Annotated in this window: 11 protein-coding genes and 6 pseudogenes; 10 read left to right on the top strand and 7 right to left on the bottom strand. The window is 72.7% G+C overall.

Annotation, left to right across the window (positions count from 1 at the left end):
- Positions 1 to 5 precede the first annotated feature (5 nt).
- Positions 6 to 1,286: a zf-HC2 domain-containing protein gene (locus C3488_RS03465; RefSeq protein ID WP_258053269.1), complete on the bottom strand. Its 1,281-nt coding sequence runs from the start codon at positions 1,284 to 1,286 to the stop codon at positions 6 to 8.
- The gene (locus C3488_RS03460; protein ID WP_103837784.1) at positions 1,283 to 1,864 is read right to left on the bottom strand and encodes a sigma-70 family RNA polymerase sigma factor; all 582 of its coding nucleotides are present in this window, start codon (positions 1,862 to 1,864) and stop codon (positions 1,283 to 1,285) included. Before C3488_RS03460 ends, C3488_RS03465 begins: the two co-directional genes overlap by 4 nt.
- A 361-nt stretch (positions 1,865 to 2,225) precedes the next feature.
- Here C3488_RS03460 and C3488_RS03455 point away from each other — a divergent pair, with 361 nt between their 5' ends.
- Both C3488_RS03455 and C3488_RS03450 read left to right on the top strand, forming a co-directional pair.
- Positions 2,226 to 2,606 carry an STAS domain-containing protein gene (locus C3488_RS03455; protein ID WP_103837783.1) on the top strand — a complete coding sequence of 127 codons (381 nt, stop codon included), beginning with the start codon at positions 2,226 to 2,228 and terminating at the stop codon, positions 2,604 to 2,606.
- Positions 2,607 to 2,913: 307 nt separating this feature from the next.
- Entirely contained in the window at positions 2,914 to 3,426 is a 513-nt protein-coding gene (locus C3488_RS03450; RefSeq protein ID WP_103837782.1) for an EF-hand domain-containing protein, read from the top strand.
- On the opposite strand, the pseudogene C3488_RS03445 reads toward C3488_RS03450, so the two are convergent.
- A pseudogene (locus C3488_RS03445) lies at positions 3,410 to 4,889 on the bottom strand (class I adenylate-forming enzyme family protein). The gene C3488_RS03450 and the pseudogene C3488_RS03445 overlap by 17 nt on opposite strands.
- Before the next feature lie 137 nt (positions 4,890 to 5,026).
- Here C3488_RS03445 and C3488_RS41295 point away from each other — a divergent pair.
- The 3 genes and pseudogenes from C3488_RS41295 to C3488_RS03430 form a co-directional block, all read left to right on the top strand.
- Positions 5,027 to 5,191: pseudogene (locus tag C3488_RS41295) on the top strand (amidohydrolase); the annotation flags it as partial.
- Positions 5,131 to 5,953 (top strand): annotated as a pseudogene (locus C3488_RS03440) (acyl-CoA dehydrogenase family protein); the annotation flags it as partial. The pseudogenes C3488_RS41295 and C3488_RS03440, both read left to right, overlap by 61 nt.
- A 450-nt stretch (positions 5,954 to 6,403) precedes the next feature.
- Positions 6,404 to 6,913, top strand: coding sequence for an ATP-binding protein (locus C3488_RS03430; protein ID WP_103837781.1), 510 nt, complete (start codon positions 6,404 to 6,406; stop codon positions 6,911 to 6,913).
- A 402-nt stretch (positions 6,914 to 7,315) separates the two neighbouring features.
- Here C3488_RS03430 and C3488_RS03425 read toward each other — a convergent pair.
- Positions 7,316 to 7,594 (bottom strand): annotated as a pseudogene (locus C3488_RS03425) (cyclase family protein); the annotation flags it as partial.
- Positions 7,595 to 7,681: 87 nt separating this feature from the next.
- Between C3488_RS03425 and C3488_RS03420 the strand changes: the two are divergent.
- The 3 genes and pseudogenes from C3488_RS03420 to C3488_RS03410 all read left to right on the top strand — a co-directional run bounded on the left by C3488_RS03420 (position 7,682) and on the right by C3488_RS03410 (position 11,049).
- Positions 7,682 to 8,582, top strand: a pseudogene (locus tag C3488_RS03420) (SDR family NAD(P)-dependent oxidoreductase).
- A gap of 261 nt (positions 8,583 to 8,843) precedes the next feature.
- Complete coding sequence (locus C3488_RS03415) at positions 8,844 to 9,989, top strand: acyl-CoA dehydrogenase family protein (protein ID WP_103837780.1); 1,146 nt, start codon at positions 8,844 to 8,846, stop codon at positions 9,987 to 9,989.
- Between the two features lie 10 nt (positions 9,990 to 9,999).
- On the top strand, positions 10,000 to 11,049 hold the full coding sequence (locus tag C3488_RS03410) for a Zn-dependent alcohol dehydrogenase (protein WP_103837779.1): 1,050 nt from the start codon (positions 10,000 to 10,002) through the stop codon (positions 11,047 to 11,049).
- Positions 11,050 to 11,065: 16 nt separating this feature from the next.
- Here the strand turns inward: C3488_RS03410 and C3488_RS03405 are convergent, their stop codons facing one another.
- On the bottom strand, positions 11,066 to 12,082 hold the full coding sequence (locus C3488_RS03405; protein ID WP_103837778.1) for a GlxA family transcriptional regulator: 1,017 nt from the start codon (positions 12,080 to 12,082) through the stop codon (positions 11,066 to 11,068).
- 71 nt (positions 12,083 to 12,153) lie between these two features.
- On the opposite strand from C3488_RS03405, the gene C3488_RS03400 reads away from it, so the two are divergent.
- The gene (locus C3488_RS03400) at positions 12,154 to 13,458 is read left to right on the top strand and encodes an MFS transporter (protein ID WP_103837777.1); all 1,305 of its coding nucleotides are present in this window, start codon (positions 12,154 to 12,156) and stop codon (positions 13,456 to 13,458) included.
- A gap of 29 nt (positions 13,459 to 13,487) precedes the next feature.
- Here C3488_RS03400 and C3488_RS03395 read toward each other — a convergent pair whose 3' ends face one another.
- A complete protein-coding gene (locus C3488_RS03395) occupies positions 13,488 to 14,093 on the bottom strand; it encodes a flavin reductase family protein (RefSeq protein WP_103837776.1) in 606 nt (201 codons plus the stop codon).
- 81 nt (positions 14,094 to 14,174) lie between these two features.
- Between C3488_RS03395 and C3488_RS40375 the strand changes: the two genes are divergently transcribed.
- Entirely contained in the window at positions 14,175 to 14,702 is a 528-nt protein-coding gene (locus C3488_RS40375) for a hypothetical protein (RefSeq protein ID WP_181138864.1), read from the top strand.
- On the opposite strand, the pseudogene C3488_RS03390 reads toward C3488_RS40375, so the two are convergent.
- Positions 14,646 to 15,256, bottom strand: a pseudogene (locus C3488_RS03390) (CoA-binding protein); the annotation flags it as partial. The gene C3488_RS40375 and the pseudogene C3488_RS03390 overlap by 57 nt on opposite strands.
- Between the last annotated feature and the right edge of the window lie 289 nt (positions 15,257 to 15,545).

Genomic DNA, 15,545 nt, shown 5'->3' with positions numbered 1-15,545 from the left:
CCCCGCTACATCCGGCTCAGGGACGCCGCCGCGAAGAGCACGTCCCTGATCGCCTCCCGGTCGCCGACCTGCCCCGCTGCCGCATCCTGCGGCGGCACATGGCCGGCAGCCAGGCGGCAGAACTCCACCCCGTCGAGCGCCACGTGCGCCACCTCGTGATCGGCGGAGGCCACCGCACCGGGGGAGTCGAGTGGAATCAACCACTCGCCGCCGCCCAGGCCCTCGATCTCCAGGCGCAGGCTGCGCCCCGGCTCTCCCGCCGGGACGAGGTGCCGGCCACCGCGCGGGGGCGCGGCGAGTCCGGCGCGCCGCCGGGCGGCCAGGGTCAGCGGCAGTATCCGTACCGCCAGGTCGAACATCTGGTGGAGATGGCGCGGCGCCGGCGGATCGTAGGGGTAGTCGACGGCGTTCGCGATGTCCTCCGCGTGCACCCAGCACTCGAAGGCCCGATCCAGCATCGCGTCGTGCAGCGACAGCCCGAAGGCGCCGTACGACACCGGGACCGTCCCGCTGGTGTCGTCGGTGAGGGAGACCGCCCGGACCAGATGGTGGGTCTGGTCGCGCCACGGCACTCGGACGGAGCGGGTCGGCGGGAAGTGGGCGGCGCGCCAGTACGCCTCCGTGCGCCCCTCGGGGCTGCGGTCCTCCCCGGCGGTGTCCGCCAGGGGGTCCTCAAGCCCGAGCGCCATCGCGACCAGGCCGTCGACGGAGAGCAGATGGGCGATGACCCCGGCCACGGTGGTGCGGCGGCTGGCTGGCGCCCTCCCGTCGAACCACCGCAGCCTGACCGGGGTGTGCCACTCGGCGTCGCCGATGTCCTGCAACAGGGCGTCCAGGCGCGCGGCCTCCGCGTCATAGGGGGCCGCCCACTCCGGCACGGGGATGCGCGGCGGGCGCCGGTCCAGGCAACTCGCCAGGACACGGGTGCGCAGGGCGGGGTCGAGATCCAGACTCTCGGGCCGCTGCAACAGCCCGACGGCCTTCCGCAGCCGCCGCGCCTCCTCCGCGCACGGGCCGCAGCCATCGAGGTGCGCCTCGACGGCGGCGGTCTCCTCCGCGGAACAGGCGGCCAGCGCCCAGGCCCCCAGCAGCGACTTCAGCACCCGGTGCTCGAGCGGGACCGCCCCCGCCCCGGACGACGCACCCCCACCGGCCAGCGGCCCCCGGGCCACGTCGGACACCTCGCGCTCGCCGGCGCCCCCGGGTGCGCCCTGCCCGTCGTTCCCCTCGTACGCGCCGTACCCCGCGAACTCCTCGTGCCCCCGGGAACGCTCCGCCCCGCTCACCACACACCCCCCGTTTCCGGCGGCGTGCCCGAGGGCCGCGTCTCGTGGGCGGTGGCGAGGAGCTGGAGGCCGAGGCGGAGCCGGCGGCGGGCCTCGTCCTCCGTGATGCCGAGGTCGGTGGCGGTCTGGCGGTAGTCCCGGCGCTGGAAGTAGGCCCGTTCCAGGGCGGCGCGCAGCGGCACCGGCATCGAGGTGACGATGTAGTCCGCGCGGGCCGCCACCGAGGCCTGGCGCACCCTGCGCTCCAGGTCCTCCGCAGTGCCCCGGCCGTCCCGTGCCAGTGCGGCGGTCTCGGTGGCGCGCAGCCGCCGGACGGCGAGCCGGTGGGTCAGTGCGGCGACCCAGGTCCGCAGCGGCTCCTGCCTGGGGTCGTAGGACTCGGGGTTCTCCCAGACGTGGACGAACACCTCGCGTGTGACGGCGTCCGCCTCCGCCTCGTCCCCGAGCACCCGGTGGGCGAGGCCGTGCACCAGGGAGGCGAACCGGTCGTAGCACTCTCCGAGCGCGGCGGCCTCACCCCGGGCGAGCCGCTGCTGCATCCTGCGGTCCCACCGGGGCGGTGCGTCCTTCTTCGCCATGCGGCCCCCTCGTCCCCGGACGTGCCCTGCGCCCTGTTCCGGTTCAGCGTGCGCCCCCCACGCCTTCGAATGTAGTCGGCACATCGGACAACGCACGCCCCTTTGTGGCAATGTGCGCCCCTCGGCGAGCCGCGGATGGTAGAGGCGGTCCCGCGCGGGACCGTGCCGGACTCGGGCGCCTACCCGGCCGACTGCGGATCAGGCCTGAACGAACGAGACCGTTACCGATTGAATTGGCTCATCTACTACCCAGTTTCGATCGACAGTTCGGTGTTTCATAGAAGAGCGTTCGGGCAGCCGCGCTCCAAAGGAAGCGAAGGGACCGCTTCCGTTTCATGGGCGGCGCGGGCAGGCGGGAGGCATGGCGGTGACGCTCACAGTGACCGGCGAAGAGCACGGCGAGTGGACCGTGCTGCAAGTGGCGGGCGAACTGGACCTGATGACATCACCGGTGCTGCGCCAGCGGGTGCACGACGCGGTGGCGGACGGCCGCCACCGCCTCGTACTCGACCTCTCGCAGGTGGTGTTCTGCGACTCCAGCGGCGTCGGTGTGCTCGTCGCCGCACGCAGACTGATCCGCTCCTGCCGGGGCCGGCTCCGCATCGTCCTGCCCGGGCAGGGCGCGCCCGAGGGCACACACGTCAACCGCGTCCTCGCGGCCCTCGGCGTCCGCCGCCTCTTCGACGTGCACCCGGATGTGGGCTCGGCCACCGACGACACCTCACGGCCCCTGTCGGCCTGACACCGCACGCCGACCGCGCGATCCGCCCGCACCCCGACCGCGGAACCGCCCGCACCCCGACCGCGGAACGCCCGCACCCCGACCGCGGATCCGACTCCACGCCGCCGCCGGACCAGGCCCACGGCACCCGTCGGTGTGAGCGCCGGCACACCACGGTCAACGGAACATCGCAGGAGAGCCACACTGTTGTCCCGGAATTCCCGCGGTCTTGGTACAACCGCCGTTTTCCGGCTCCCCGCAAGCTCCCCACGTCGTACGCTCCCTGCGAGAAACACCCCCGATGTGACGTAAGGCGGCCCGAAACACCATGGTCAGCACCGAGTACGAGCGCAGGATCGCCGCCCGGTTCGCCGGTTTCGACCAGGACGGCAACGGCTACATCGACCGCGCGGACTTCAGCGCGGCGGCCAAGGCGGTCCTCACCGAGTTCGGCACCGCGGCCAGGTCCGAGCAGGGGCAGGCCCTGTACGCCGGGGCTGAGGCGTTCTGGCAGGGCATGGCCGGGATAGCGGACCGGGACGGCGACCAGCGCATCACCCGCGAGGAGTTCGTGGGCGGCGCGGTGAAGCGGCTGCGGGACAACCCCGAGCGGTTCGCGGAGATCGCCCGCCCGTTCCTCCACGCGGCGCTCGCCGTGGCGGACGGCGACCGCGACGGTGCCGCCACCCTCGCGGAGACCGCCCGCGCCCTGAAGGCCCTCGGCGCGCCTGAGGACGTGGCCCGGTCGGCGGCGGCGGCACTCGACGCGGACGGAGACGGCAAGGTCGGCGAGAGCGAGATCGTGTCCGCGTTCGCCCGCTACTTCACGGTCCCGGAGTAGTCCCCGAAGTCCCAGGGCCCGAATAGCGCTCCCGCGGCTGGTACTTGAGCACCTTCCGCAGGGTCCCCCCGCGGAAGGGCCTCCACCACCTCCAGCTGCTCCGGCAGCTTGTGCACGGACAGCCCCGCCGCCAGCAGATACGAGGTGACCGCGGGGAGCGTCAGCTCCTCGGCGCCCGGCGGTTGTTCGACCACGACGCACACCCGCTCCCCGCGCACCTCGTCCGGCAGCCCGATCACCGCCACGTCCTGCACCGCGGGGTGCGTGTGGAGCAGGTCCTCGATTTCCCTGACGGAGATGTTCTCGCCCTTGCGGATGATGACGTCCTTGCGGCGCCCCGTCAGCACCAGATGACCGCTGTCGGTCAGGTGGCCGAGGTCGCCGGTGCGCAGGAAGCCGTCCTCGTCGAACGCCTCCGCCGTCTGCGCGGGATCCAGATAACCCCGGCAGACGGCCTCTCCCCGCAGCCGTACCTCCCCGTCGACGATGCGGATCTGCATCCCCTCGGGCGGCCGTCCCTCCGTCGTCGCCAGGTTCTCGGGAGTGTCGCCCGGGTCCCCCATGGTGATCAACGGGACCTCGGTCATGCCGTACCCGTGGGTCAGCTGGACGCCCATCTCACGGACCACGGAGTGATACAGCTCGGGCGGCTTGGGGGCGCCGCCGCCCGCGAGGAGCCGGAGCGAGCGGATCAGCTTCTCGCCCGGCTGTCTGCGCTGCTCGGCCAGGAACATCGAGTAGAACGCCGTCGAGCCGCCCGCCACCGTCACCCCGTGCCGCCGGTACTCCGCCAGCGCCTGAGGGAGCGCGAAGTGCTCGAACATCACGGCCGGGAAGCCGTACAGCAGGAGCATCACCGTGTAGTCGGGGCCCGCTATGTGAGCGTACGGAAAGGCCATGGACCCGACGTCGTCCGGGGACAGGCGCAGGGCGTGGGCCAGGCAGGAGCCGCCCGCGATCAGGGAGCGGTCGGTGTGCAGAACGCCCTTGGGGGCGGAGGTGGTGCCCGAGGTCCAGTAGATCCAGCGGACCGAGGTGCCGTCGGCGGGCGGGGCGGGGAGCGTCGTCGGGTCGCCGTCCGGCAGGTCGTCGTACGCCTCGAAGACGCCCTTCGCGTCCAGCCGGCGGGCCATGTCCGTGTGGTCGTGCCCGCGCCGGACGCCGGGTACCGCGAAGAACTCCGCCTTCGACTCGCGCAGCGCGAAGCCGACCTCGCGGTCCCGGTAGTAGGGGATCACCGGGGACTGGACGGCGCCCAGGCGGGCCAGCGCGAAGGACAGCAGGGCGGTCTCGATCCGGGTGGGCAGCTGCCAGGCGACCACCGTGCCGGGGCGCACGCCCATGCCGCACAGACCGGCCGCCACGCGCTCGGCGCGGGTGCGCAGCTCGCCGAAGGTGAGAACTTGGTCCTCCTGGAGCAGGACCGGACGGTCGGGGGTGAGGCCGGCGCGGCGCTCGACCAGTTCTCACAGCGTGCGGGCGGAACTCAGGGCGTGCGGGGTCTCGTTCACGGCCGGCCCCTGTGCTTGGTTGACGACACGTCAGGTGACATGCTATCTGACGAGCCATCAGCTGAGAGCCGGTCCGGCGGAGGGGAACCATGGCGAGCGAACTGCCCCGCATCATCAGCGTCGACGACCACGTGATCGAGCCCGCGCACCTCTTCGGGACCTGGCTGCCGGCCAAGTACCGGGACCGGGGTCCGCAGCCGCTGACCGCCGGGATCGGCGAACTGGCGTACGTCGGCGGGAAGTACCAGATCACCAGGGCTTCTTCGCGCTGCGACTGCCGGAGGCGGACGGCGGGGTCGGACTGGGCCTGCCGGAGGCGGTCCTCGCCTTCGAGGAGGCCGGCCGGGCGCTGCTGCCCGGCCCGCTGGTGGCGACCCACCTCGCGGCGGGCGAGGTGCCGGGCGCGGCGAGCGGACGGACGAGGGTCACGGCGGTGTACGGCGGGCTCGTGGAATGGCTGGGGGAGGCGGACGTCGTCCGGGGCGACGCGAGCGGTGCCCTGCCACTGGTGTCCGTGGATCCGCTGACGCCCTTGCACCGGGTCGCCCGGGCCGCCGAGGGCGCCACCGGATCCCGCCGCCGTCCTCCTCACCGCCGCCGAACAGCTCGGCGGCGCCGTGCGGACCTGCGAGCTGGCGGTGCTGCACGCGCGGACCCGGGAGCAGTTCGGTCAACCGATCGGGGCCTTCCAGGCCGTCAAACACCTGTGCGCCGAGAGCCTGGTGCGGGTGGAGACGGGCCGCGCCGCTGTGTACGCCGCCGCCGTCACCGCCGACCCCCTCGACATCGCCGCGGCCCGTCTGCTCGCCGACGAGGCGGCCGTACGCTGCGCCCGCGACTGCCTCCAGGTGCATGGCGGTATGGGCTTCGCGTGGGAGGCGGAGGTGCACCTGTACCTGAAGCGAGCGTGGGTACGGACCCAGCGTATGGGTTCGAGTGCGGAGAGTGAGGAAAAGCTCGCGGGGGAACTGCTCTCAGGCGTGAGTCAGGAGGCTCTGAGCAGGGCTTATCCCTGAGGCGGGATCTGGATGTCGCGGATTGTGGCAATCCGGAATCACGGAGCGTTGATACCGGGTTGTGTCCTACGCGTGACTTGTCACGAGGTGGAGTCGCAGGAGGGCTCCGGTACCTTGTGTGGGATGCGAGCGGTTCTGAGCCCGATCCACCACGGTGCGGCCCCTGAGGCGGCGCCGGATCCGGCGATGTGTGCCGTTCGTGGGGCAGGGCGGCTCGTCGTGCCTGCCTGTTCGACTCACCGTGGCAAGCGTCGCACAGTATGGCGTACGCGTACTCCTTCACGCTGGAATATGCCCGAAGCGCTTGTTGGGGTGACTGTACGTCAACCATGCTGTCGTGCAAGGGAATCACGGTCCGTGATCCTGGTTCCTGCCATGCAGACGATGACCACGATCGTGGCCCTTGCGAGGCGCGAGGCGATGTGTCCGCCGGTTCGGATGGTGTGAGCGGTGCAGGTGCTTCAAGTGCAGCTGGAGATCCGGCCCGACCCCGCGGAAGTGGGTCGGGCCCGGCGGTGGGCGCGCTCGCGTCTTACCGGGTCGGGCATAGCGGCGGACGAACCGCTGGCCGAGACGCTGATCCTGCTCGTCTCGGAACTGGTCACCAACGCCGTGGTGCACACCGGCTGTCCCGCCGTGCTGCGCCTGCTGCTGACCGGCGCCTGCGACGGCCCCTCCGATGCTGCCGCGGGGACCGTCCGGCTGGAGGTCGCCGACCGCAGCGCCCGCCCACCGCAGCCCCGCCACGCGCGGGGCGAGGAGACCGGGGGCCGTGGCCTGGAGCTGGTCGACGGGCTCGCCGACCGCTGGGGCTGGGACGCCGAGGGTGCGGGCAAGCGCATCTGGTGCGAGGTGGACCGCTGTTCCGCGCCGGCCGGGGACGGGGCGACGGCGTGCGGCGCGGAGGCGACGGCCTGCGGGGTGGAGGCGACGCCTCGGTTCGCGTACGGCGTGGTGTGACGGGACCCTGCGGCGAGGTCTGAGCGGACCGGGCCGGGCGTCCGCCCGGGGCGCCGGTGCATGCGCCTGGGCACGGGCGGCTCGACGGTCGTACGGGCGTGGCTGCCTGGAGTGGATCGTGGGCGAGTGCGCCGGTGTCTGCTTCCGTGCGCGCGGTCACAAGAACGGCATACGTGAGGAATCGCCGAGGTCCTGTTGACGCCCTGTGTCTGTTTGATCACGCTGGTGTTCGGCGATCCGTCGTGAGGGGACGCCGAGGACTCGGGTGACGGGAGCCCTCGACGAGTGCGGATCGTCTTCGGCGCCGGCTCCTGCGGAGTCGTGCGGCCCGGGGGACCGTCCGGGGGCGGGCGGAGGTGCCGAACCGGCCGGCGGCGCGTCGGCCGGTGCGGCACCTCCGGCTCAAAGGACGGCCACCGGTGCCACCGGGCTTCCGGTGCCGCCGACGAACGGTTCGGGTGTCGCGGACAGCAGGAAGGCGTAGCGCCCCTCTTCTCCACAGGCTGTGGACAACTCCTCGAGGCTCCAGTTCTGTCCCTGCGGCATCCCCATCTCCACCAGGTGGAGGGCGTGCACGGGCAGCCACAGGTCCTCGATCTCGGGGGGGGGAAAGACCTCGAAGGTGAGCGTGTCGTTCGCGACGGCCGCGACATCGCGCGCGTGGAACCACTCCGGGGTCCGCCGCAGTATCTGACGACCCGTAAAATCCGACTGGCGAGAAAATCTAACGAACCGTCAGAAACTCCGGAAGGGGAAGGGGGGCTGAGCATGGCGAACTTCCTGGCGGGCAAGGTGGTCGCGGTGACGGGCGGGGGCCGGGGCATCGGACGGGCGGTGGCGCCGGCCTTGGCGGCGGAGGGGGGCGCGGGTCGTCGTCAACGACTACGGGGTCTCGGTGGACGGCGCCTCGCCCACGAGCGAGGTCGCCGACGCCGTGGCCAAGGAGATCGAGGCGGCGGGCGGAGAGGCCGTCGCGGTCGCCGACGACATCTCGACCATGGCGGGCGGGCAGCGGGTGGTGGACCGGGCGCTCTCGGCGTACGGCCGCCTGGACGGGGTGGTCTGCGTGGCGGGCATCCTGCGCGAACGGATGCTGTCCAACATGACCGAGCAGGAGTGGGACCCGGTGCTCGCCACGCACCTCAAGGGCACGTTCACGGTCTTCCGGGCGGCGGCCGCGGTGATGCGGAAGCAGCGCTCGGGCACGCTGATCGGTTTCACGAGCGGCAACCACCAGGGCTCGGTGTCCCAGGCCAACTACAGCGCGGCGAAGGGCGGCATCATCTCGCTGGTATGCAGCGCGGCCTTGGGCCTGCACAAGTACGGGGTGACGGCGAACGCGGTGGCCCCCGTGGCCCGGACCCGTCTGTCGGCGAACGTCCCCATGGAACTGAAGGAGATCGGCGACCCCGAGGACGTGGCGGCGCTGGTGGTCTACCTCCTGTCCGACCGCGCGAAGGACGAGGGCATCACGGGCCAGGTGTACACGATCGCGGGCCCGAAACTGGCGGTCTGGGCGCAGCCGAGGGAACTGAGGTCGGCGTACGCGGAGGGCGCGTGGACCCCGGAGAGGATCGCGGACCTCCTGCCCGCGACGGTGGGCGCGGACCCGATGCCGCTGCTGGAACAGGTGGCGGCGATGGAGAGGGCGGCACGCAGCGGCCGCTGATCCCGGCGGTGCCGCTCGCGCCGGGCTTGCGCGGTGCGCGGTAGAGCTCGGGGCTGCGGGTGTGTCGACGGCCACGGGTTCGTTGTGGCTGGTCGTGCAGTTCCTCGCGCCCCTGGTGGCGGGGGAGTTCGAGGACGAGGCCGTCAGGCCGAAGCGGGGGTCCGGGGCGCAGCCCAGGGACGGGACGGGCAGGGGCGGCGGGGGTGAGGAACCCTCCGGCCCGCACCTCAGAGCGCCGGCAGACAACACGAGGCGGAATCCATGGACTTCGAGCCCGACCCGCAAGACGAGGTGTTCCGTGAGCAGGCCCGCACCTGGCTGGAAGCCCACCTCGGCACCGCCCGCACCCGCCGGTCCTGGGAACGCACCCTCGGCCGAGCCGGCTGGATCGGCCTGTCCTGGCCCGAGGACGGCTACGGCAACCGCCGCGCCACCCTCGCCCAACAGGTCGTCTGGGCCGAGGAGTACGCCCGCTCCAAGGCGCCACCCCGCTCCGGCCACATAGGGGAGAACCTCCTCGCCCCCACCCTCCTCACCCACGGCACGGAGGACCAGAAGTCCCGCTTCCTGCCACCCATAGCCCGGGGTGAGGAGTTCTGGTGCCAGGGCTACAGCGAACCCGGTGCCGGCTCCGACCTGGCGGGCCTGCGCACCACCGCCGTACGCGACACCCCCGCCTCGTACCGCGTCACCGGACAGAAGATCTGGACCTCCCTCGCCCACGAGGCGGACTGGTGCTTCGTCCTCGCCCCCACCGACCCCGCCTCCCACCGCCACCACGGCCTGACCTTCCTCCTCGTCCCCATGGACCAGCCCGGCCGCGTCGAGGTCCGACCCATCCGCCAGCTCACCGGAACCAGCGAGTTCAACGAGGTGTTCTTCGACGGCGCGACGGACCGCGCCGAACACGTCGTCGGCGGCGAGGGCAACGGCTGGCGCGTGGCGATGAGCCTGCTCGGCTTCGCACGCGGCGTCTCCACCCTGGCCCATCAGATCGGCTTCGCCGGCGAACTCGCCGAGGTCGTCCGCGCGGCCGTGGCCTCCGGCGCGGCGGACGATCCCGTCCTGCGCGACCGCCTCGTCACCCAGTGGGCCGAACTGCGCACGATGCGCTGGCACGCCCTGCGCACCTTGGGCGACACGACGGACCCGGCCGCCCCCAGCGTGGCCAAACTGCTGTGGGCCCGTTGGCACCAGCGCCTGGGCGAACTCGCGATGCAGGTCAGGGGCGCGGCGGGTCCGGCCGGCTGGTCGCCCGCCGCACCGTACGAACTGGACCCGCTCCAGCACCTGTTCCTGTTCAGCCGGGCCGAGACCATCTACGGCGGCTCCGACGAGATCCAGCGCACGATCATCGCCGAGCGCGTGCTCGGTCTGCCGAGGGAACCCAGCAGAACCAAGGGCTGAGGGAGTTGCGATGCGAGGCGTCCTCTACGACGGCACCCGGACCCGGGTCGTGGACGATCTGGAGGTCCGGGCCCCGGGACCCGGCGAGGTCCAAGTGGCGATCCGTGCGGCCGGGTTGTGCCACAGCGACTTGTCCGTGGTGGACGGCACCATCCCCTTCCCCGTTCCCGTGGCGCTCGGCCATGAGGGCGCCGGTGTGGTGGAGGCGGTGGGCGCGGGCGTCACCCATGTCGCGCCCGGCGACCACGTGGCGCTGTCCACCCTGGCGAACTGCGGTACGTGCGCGGACTGCGACCGCGGCAGGCCGACGATGTGCCGGCGGGCGATCGGCCGCCCCGGCCGCCCGTTCACACGCGGGGGCGGGCCGGTGTACCAGTTCGCGTCCACCTCGGCCTTCGCCGAACGCACGGTGGTCAAGGCCGTCCAGGCGGTCCGCGTTCCCAGGGACATCCCGCTGCCGTCGGCGGCCCTGATCGGCTGCGGGGTGCTGACCGGCGTGGGCGCCGTGCTGAACCGCGCCCGGGTGGACCAGGGCGACACGGTCCTGGTCATCGGGACGGGTGGAATCGGCCTCAACGTCCTCCAGGGCGCGCGGATCGCAGGCGCGTCGCGGATCGTGGCGGTGGACGCCAACCCGGCGAAGGAGGCCGTGGCCCGCCGGTTCGGCGCCACCGACTTCCTGACCTCGACGGACGACGTGAAGGACGTCCTCCCCACCGGCGCCGACCACGCGTTCGAGTGCGTGGGCCGGGTGGAGCTGATCCGCGCGGCCGTCGACGCACTGGACCGTCACAGCCAGGCGGTGCTTCTCGGCGTACCGCCGGCGACGGCCGAGGCGTCGTTCCTGGTCTCGTCGATGTACCTGGACAAGGCCGTCCTGGGCTGCCGCTACGGCTCCTCCCGCCCCCAGCGGGACATCGCGCGCTACGCCCGGATCTATCGCGAAGGCCGCCTGCTGCTGGACGAGTTGGTGACGGCGACGTATCCGGTGGAGGACTACGAGAAGGCGGCCGCGGACGCGCACGCGGGGCGGGTGGCGAGGGCGGTACTGACGTTCTGACACCCGGGCTTCGCCGTCACGCCTGGGCGCCGCCGACGGCCGGTACGGTGGCTGCGGTGCGGAAGGTGCGCCGGTATGTGGTGGGCGTGACGCCGAGGGCCGCCTGGAGGTGCTGGCGCATCGACTGGGCGGTGCCGAAACCGGCGTCCCGCGCCACCTGGTCCATCGACAGGTCGGTGGACTCCAGCAGATGGCGGGCCCGTTCGACGCGCTGCTGAGTGAGCCACTGGCCCGGGCTCATGCCGACCTCCTCGCGGAAACGGCGTGTGAAGGTGCGTACGGACATGGCCTCCTGTTCCGCCATGTCGCGGAGCTGGATCGGTGCGTGGAGGCGGCCGAGCGCCCAGGCGCGGGCCGCGGTCGTCGTCGCCAGCTGCGGCTCGGGCACCGGGCGGTGGATGTACTGCGCCTGGCCGCCGTCGCGGTGGGGCGGGACGACCGTGCGGCGGGCCACGTCGTTGGCGACGGTGCTGCCGTGGTCGCGGCGCACCATGTGCAGACACAGGTCGATCCCGGCCGCGACGCCCGCGGAGGTCAGGATGTCGCCGTCGTCGATGAACAGGACGTCCGGATCGACCTTGATCCGGGGAAAGAGCCGCTGGAAGTGCCCGGCCTCGGCCCAGTGCGTGGTGGCGGGACGCCCGTCGAGAAGGCCGGCGGCGGCGAGGACGTAGACGCCGGTGCAGATGGAGGCGAGCCGGGTGCCGGGCCGGATACGGGCGAGCGCGGTGGCCAGCTCGTCGGTCAGCACGCCCTCGTCGAAGACCGGGCCGAGCTCGTAGGACGCCGGGACGATCACGGTGTCGGCGGTGGCCAGGGCCTCCGGGCCGTTCTCCACCTGGATGGAGAAGTCGGCGTCCGTCTCCACCGGGCCCGGTGGCCGGACGGAGCAGGTGACGACCTCGTACAGATGCCGGCCCTCGGCGTCCTTGGGGCGACCGAAGATCCGGTGCGGGATGCCCAGTTCGAAGGGGAGCAGCCCGTCGAGGGCGAGGACGACGACGCGGTGCGGCCGGAACGTGGACTGGGTCATGGCCCGATCCTAGCGAATGCTGTCCCTCGGGCCACTCGATCGGGAGGAGCCCAGGCCGGAAGATCTATGACGTGACCCAGACAACCGCAACCGCACCCACTGTCGAGGAACCGCAACCGACCCGGACGACCCGCATCCACCGCGCCTGGTTCGTGGCCGCCGTCACCTTCGTGACGATCATCGGCGCCGCGGCCTTCCGTTCGCTGCCGGGCCTGCTGATCGACCCGCTGCACCAGGAGTTCCACTGGTCGCGCGGCACGATCGGCGCGGCGGTGTCGATCAACCTCGCGCTGTACGGTCTGACCGCCCCGTTCGCCGCCGCCCTGATGGACCGCTTTGGCATCCGCAGGGTGGTCGCCGTGGCCCTGGTGGTGATCGCACTCGGGTCGGGCGCGACCATGTGGATGACGGCGCCGTGGCAGCTCCTGCTGTGCTGGGGTCTGCTGGTGGGGCTGGGCTCGGGTTCGATGGCGCTGGCCTTCGCGGCGACGGTCACCAACCGCTGGTTCACCACGCGGCGCGGCCTGGTGAGCGGCATCCTCACCGCGGGCTCGGCCTCCGGGCAGCTGATCTTCCTGCCCCTGCTGTCCTGGATGGTGGAGCACCACGGCTGGCGCCCGGCCGCGGTGACGGTGGCCCTCGCCGCGCTCGCGGTCGTCCCGTTCGTCTGGCTGCTGCTGCGCGACCACCCGGCGGACGTGGGGCAGAAGCCGTACGGCGCCGAGGAGTTCGTAGCGAAGCCGGAACCCGCGCGGGGCGCCGCCCGCCGCGCCGTCACCGTGCTGTTCTCGGCGGTGCGCACAGGCCCGTTCTGGCTGCTGGCCGGCACCTTCGCGATCTGCGGCGCCTCCACCAACGGCCTGATCCAGACCCACTTCGTCCCGGCGGCCCACGACCACGGCATGCCGATCACGGCGGCGGCCTCGCTGCTGGCGGTCATCGGTGTCTTCGACGTGGTGGGCACGATCGCCTCGGGCTGGTTCACGGACCGCTTCGAGCCGCGCCGCCTGCTCGCGGTGTACTACGCGCTGCGCGGCACCTCGCTGCTGTTCCTGCCCATGCTGCTGGCCCCGTCCGTCCATCCGCCGATGATCTTCTTCATCGTCTTCTACGGCCTGGACTGGGTCGCCACGGTCCCGCCCACGCTGGCGTTGTGCCGGGAGCAGTACGGCGAGGACAGCGCGATCGTCTTCGGCTGGGTCCTGGCCTCCCACCAGGTCGGCGCGGCCCTGGTCGCCTTCCTCGGCGGCGTGGCGCGGGACACCTTCGGCTCGTACGACGTGGTCTGGTACGCGGCGGGGGCGCTGTGCGCGGCGGCCGCCCTGATGGCCCTGGTGATCCGGCGCCGCCCGGCGGGAGCACCCGCACTGGCGTGACCCGGCCGGCCGGTGGTCCGGGCAGGGTCCTAGACGAACCGCCCCCGGTGGAACGGCAGCGGCGTGTCGTCCCCGTCGCCGGTCCCCAGGGACATCACCCGGCCCACCACGATGAGATGGTCGCCACCGGTGTGCACGGCGTGGATCGCGCAGTCGATCCACGCCGTCGCGCCCATGAGGCGCGGGGCGCCGGAGAAGGGCGCCGCCTCGTGCCGGACCCCGGCGAACTTGTCCCCGCCGCTCACCGCGAAGGCCCGGCACAGCTCGGCCTGGTCGGTGGCGAGCACGTTCACGCAGAACACCCCGGCACGGGCGATCCGCGGCCAGGTGCTCGAGGGCCGGCCGACCATGAAGGCGACCAGCGGCGGGTCCAGGGAAAGCGAAGAGAACGATTGACAGGCGAAGCCGGCGGGGCTCACCTCACCGTCCGCCGCCGGCGCAGTGACAACGGCGACACCGGTGGCGAAGTTTCCCAGGACGCGCCGGAACTCGGCCGAGTCGACGGGCGCCCGCTCGTCCTCCCGCACGGCCCGCAACTCCGGGCGCGACAACGCTTCGACGGGTCCCGCGACCGTGCGCGCCCCGATGGACCTGAGGTAACGGACGGCGGTGGCGGCCATCCCTGCGTGTCCCATCACACGCCCATTGAAGCTGACGGTATGTCAGATTGGAAGCCTTGCCCAAGCCGCTCACACGTCCCCGCGTACGCTGCCCTCATGGGGTGGGGGGACGGACGACGGCGCCCCGGTGCCGAACGGGCGGAGCATGATCTGGGAGCGGCCGCGGCGGTGGGTGCGGCGCAGCTTCCGGCGGTCGGTGCGATCTTCTGGATCCACGTCTCGATCGGCGACGACCACGGTGTCGGATACGGCGGCGCGTTCGGTCTGGGGTGCTTGCTCGTCGGCGCCCCGCTGGTGCTGCCGGTCATGGGGCTGTTCCACGCGGTCGTGCACACGATGCCGGCCGCTGCGCTTGCCCGCTCGGTGGCCCGGTGCACCCGCGGGCCCGAGTGGGTCTGGCACCTGGTGTGCGCCGCGGCCCTCGCGCTGGTCTGGGCCGCGGTGGCCGCCGCGCTTTGGGACTGGCCTCTGACCGTCACGGCCGGGTGGCTGACGGCCCTGGTCGCCCTGCCGGTCCTCGGTATGGCATACGTCCGGCGCCGCGCACGGACCGGACGGACGTGGGGACTGCCGCATCGCCGCGTCGATCACGTCGTCCGCGCCGGTCAGCTTGCCGGTGTGTGAGGCGGCGGTGCGGGCGCCGGCCTCGGTGCGGCCGACCTTGACCGCGACGACCGGCACACCGCGCCGGGCGGCCCGGTCGGCGGCCAGCAGGAAGGCGCGGCCGTCCTTCAGCCCCTCGATGTAGCAGGCGATGGCGCCGACCTCGGGCCGCTCGGCGAAGTAGGAGAGGAAGTCGGCGGCCTCCAGGTCGGCCTCGTTGCCGGTGGGGGCCCAGTGGGAGAGCCGTAAGAGCAGGGCATGCCGAAGACGGACTGACGGGTGGGGTGCACGGGGTGGAGCCGGGCGCCGACCCGCTCGGCCCAGGCGAGCAGCTGCCGGGTGATGCCGGTGTTGGGGCGCCCCTCGACGTCGGAGGCACCGACGACGGCGACGGACTCGGGCCGGAAGAACCGGTCCAGGTCGGGCACGTCGGCATGCAGTGGCCGCCCGCTGACATCGAGGTCACCGGCGCCGGCGGCCCGGCCCCGCACCACGGGCGAAGGCGGTTCCCCGCAGGCGGCGACGCGGGCCCGGCGGGAGTCGGTGGTCAGGGTGCCATGGGTTGATCCAAGCATCGCTCCGCCCGCTTCCGTGTGACGGCTCAGTAACTGACGCTCTGTCAGGTTACTGAACTGATGCAGGTCAGGAAGAGATGGGGCGCGCGAGGTCGCGTGAGGGCTCTCGGCGACACCGGCGGCGGGGCCCGGGACCGCCGTGCCGGACCCGCCGGGTGGCTTGCCTGCGGCCGGTCGCCGTGCCGGTCCCGCCGTGCCGGTCCCGCCGTGTCGGACCGGCCGTGTCGGACCGGCCGTGTCGGACCCACCGTGCCGGACCCGCTGGGTCGGTCGCCGGGGCGGCGGCCGC

This window comes from Streptomyces sp. Ru72 (genome assembly GCF_002920635.1).
Taxonomy (GTDB): domain Bacteria; phylum Actinomycetota; class Actinomycetes; order Streptomycetales; family Streptomycetaceae; genus Streptomyces.
This window is presented reverse-complemented; position numbering and strand designations above follow the sequence as displayed.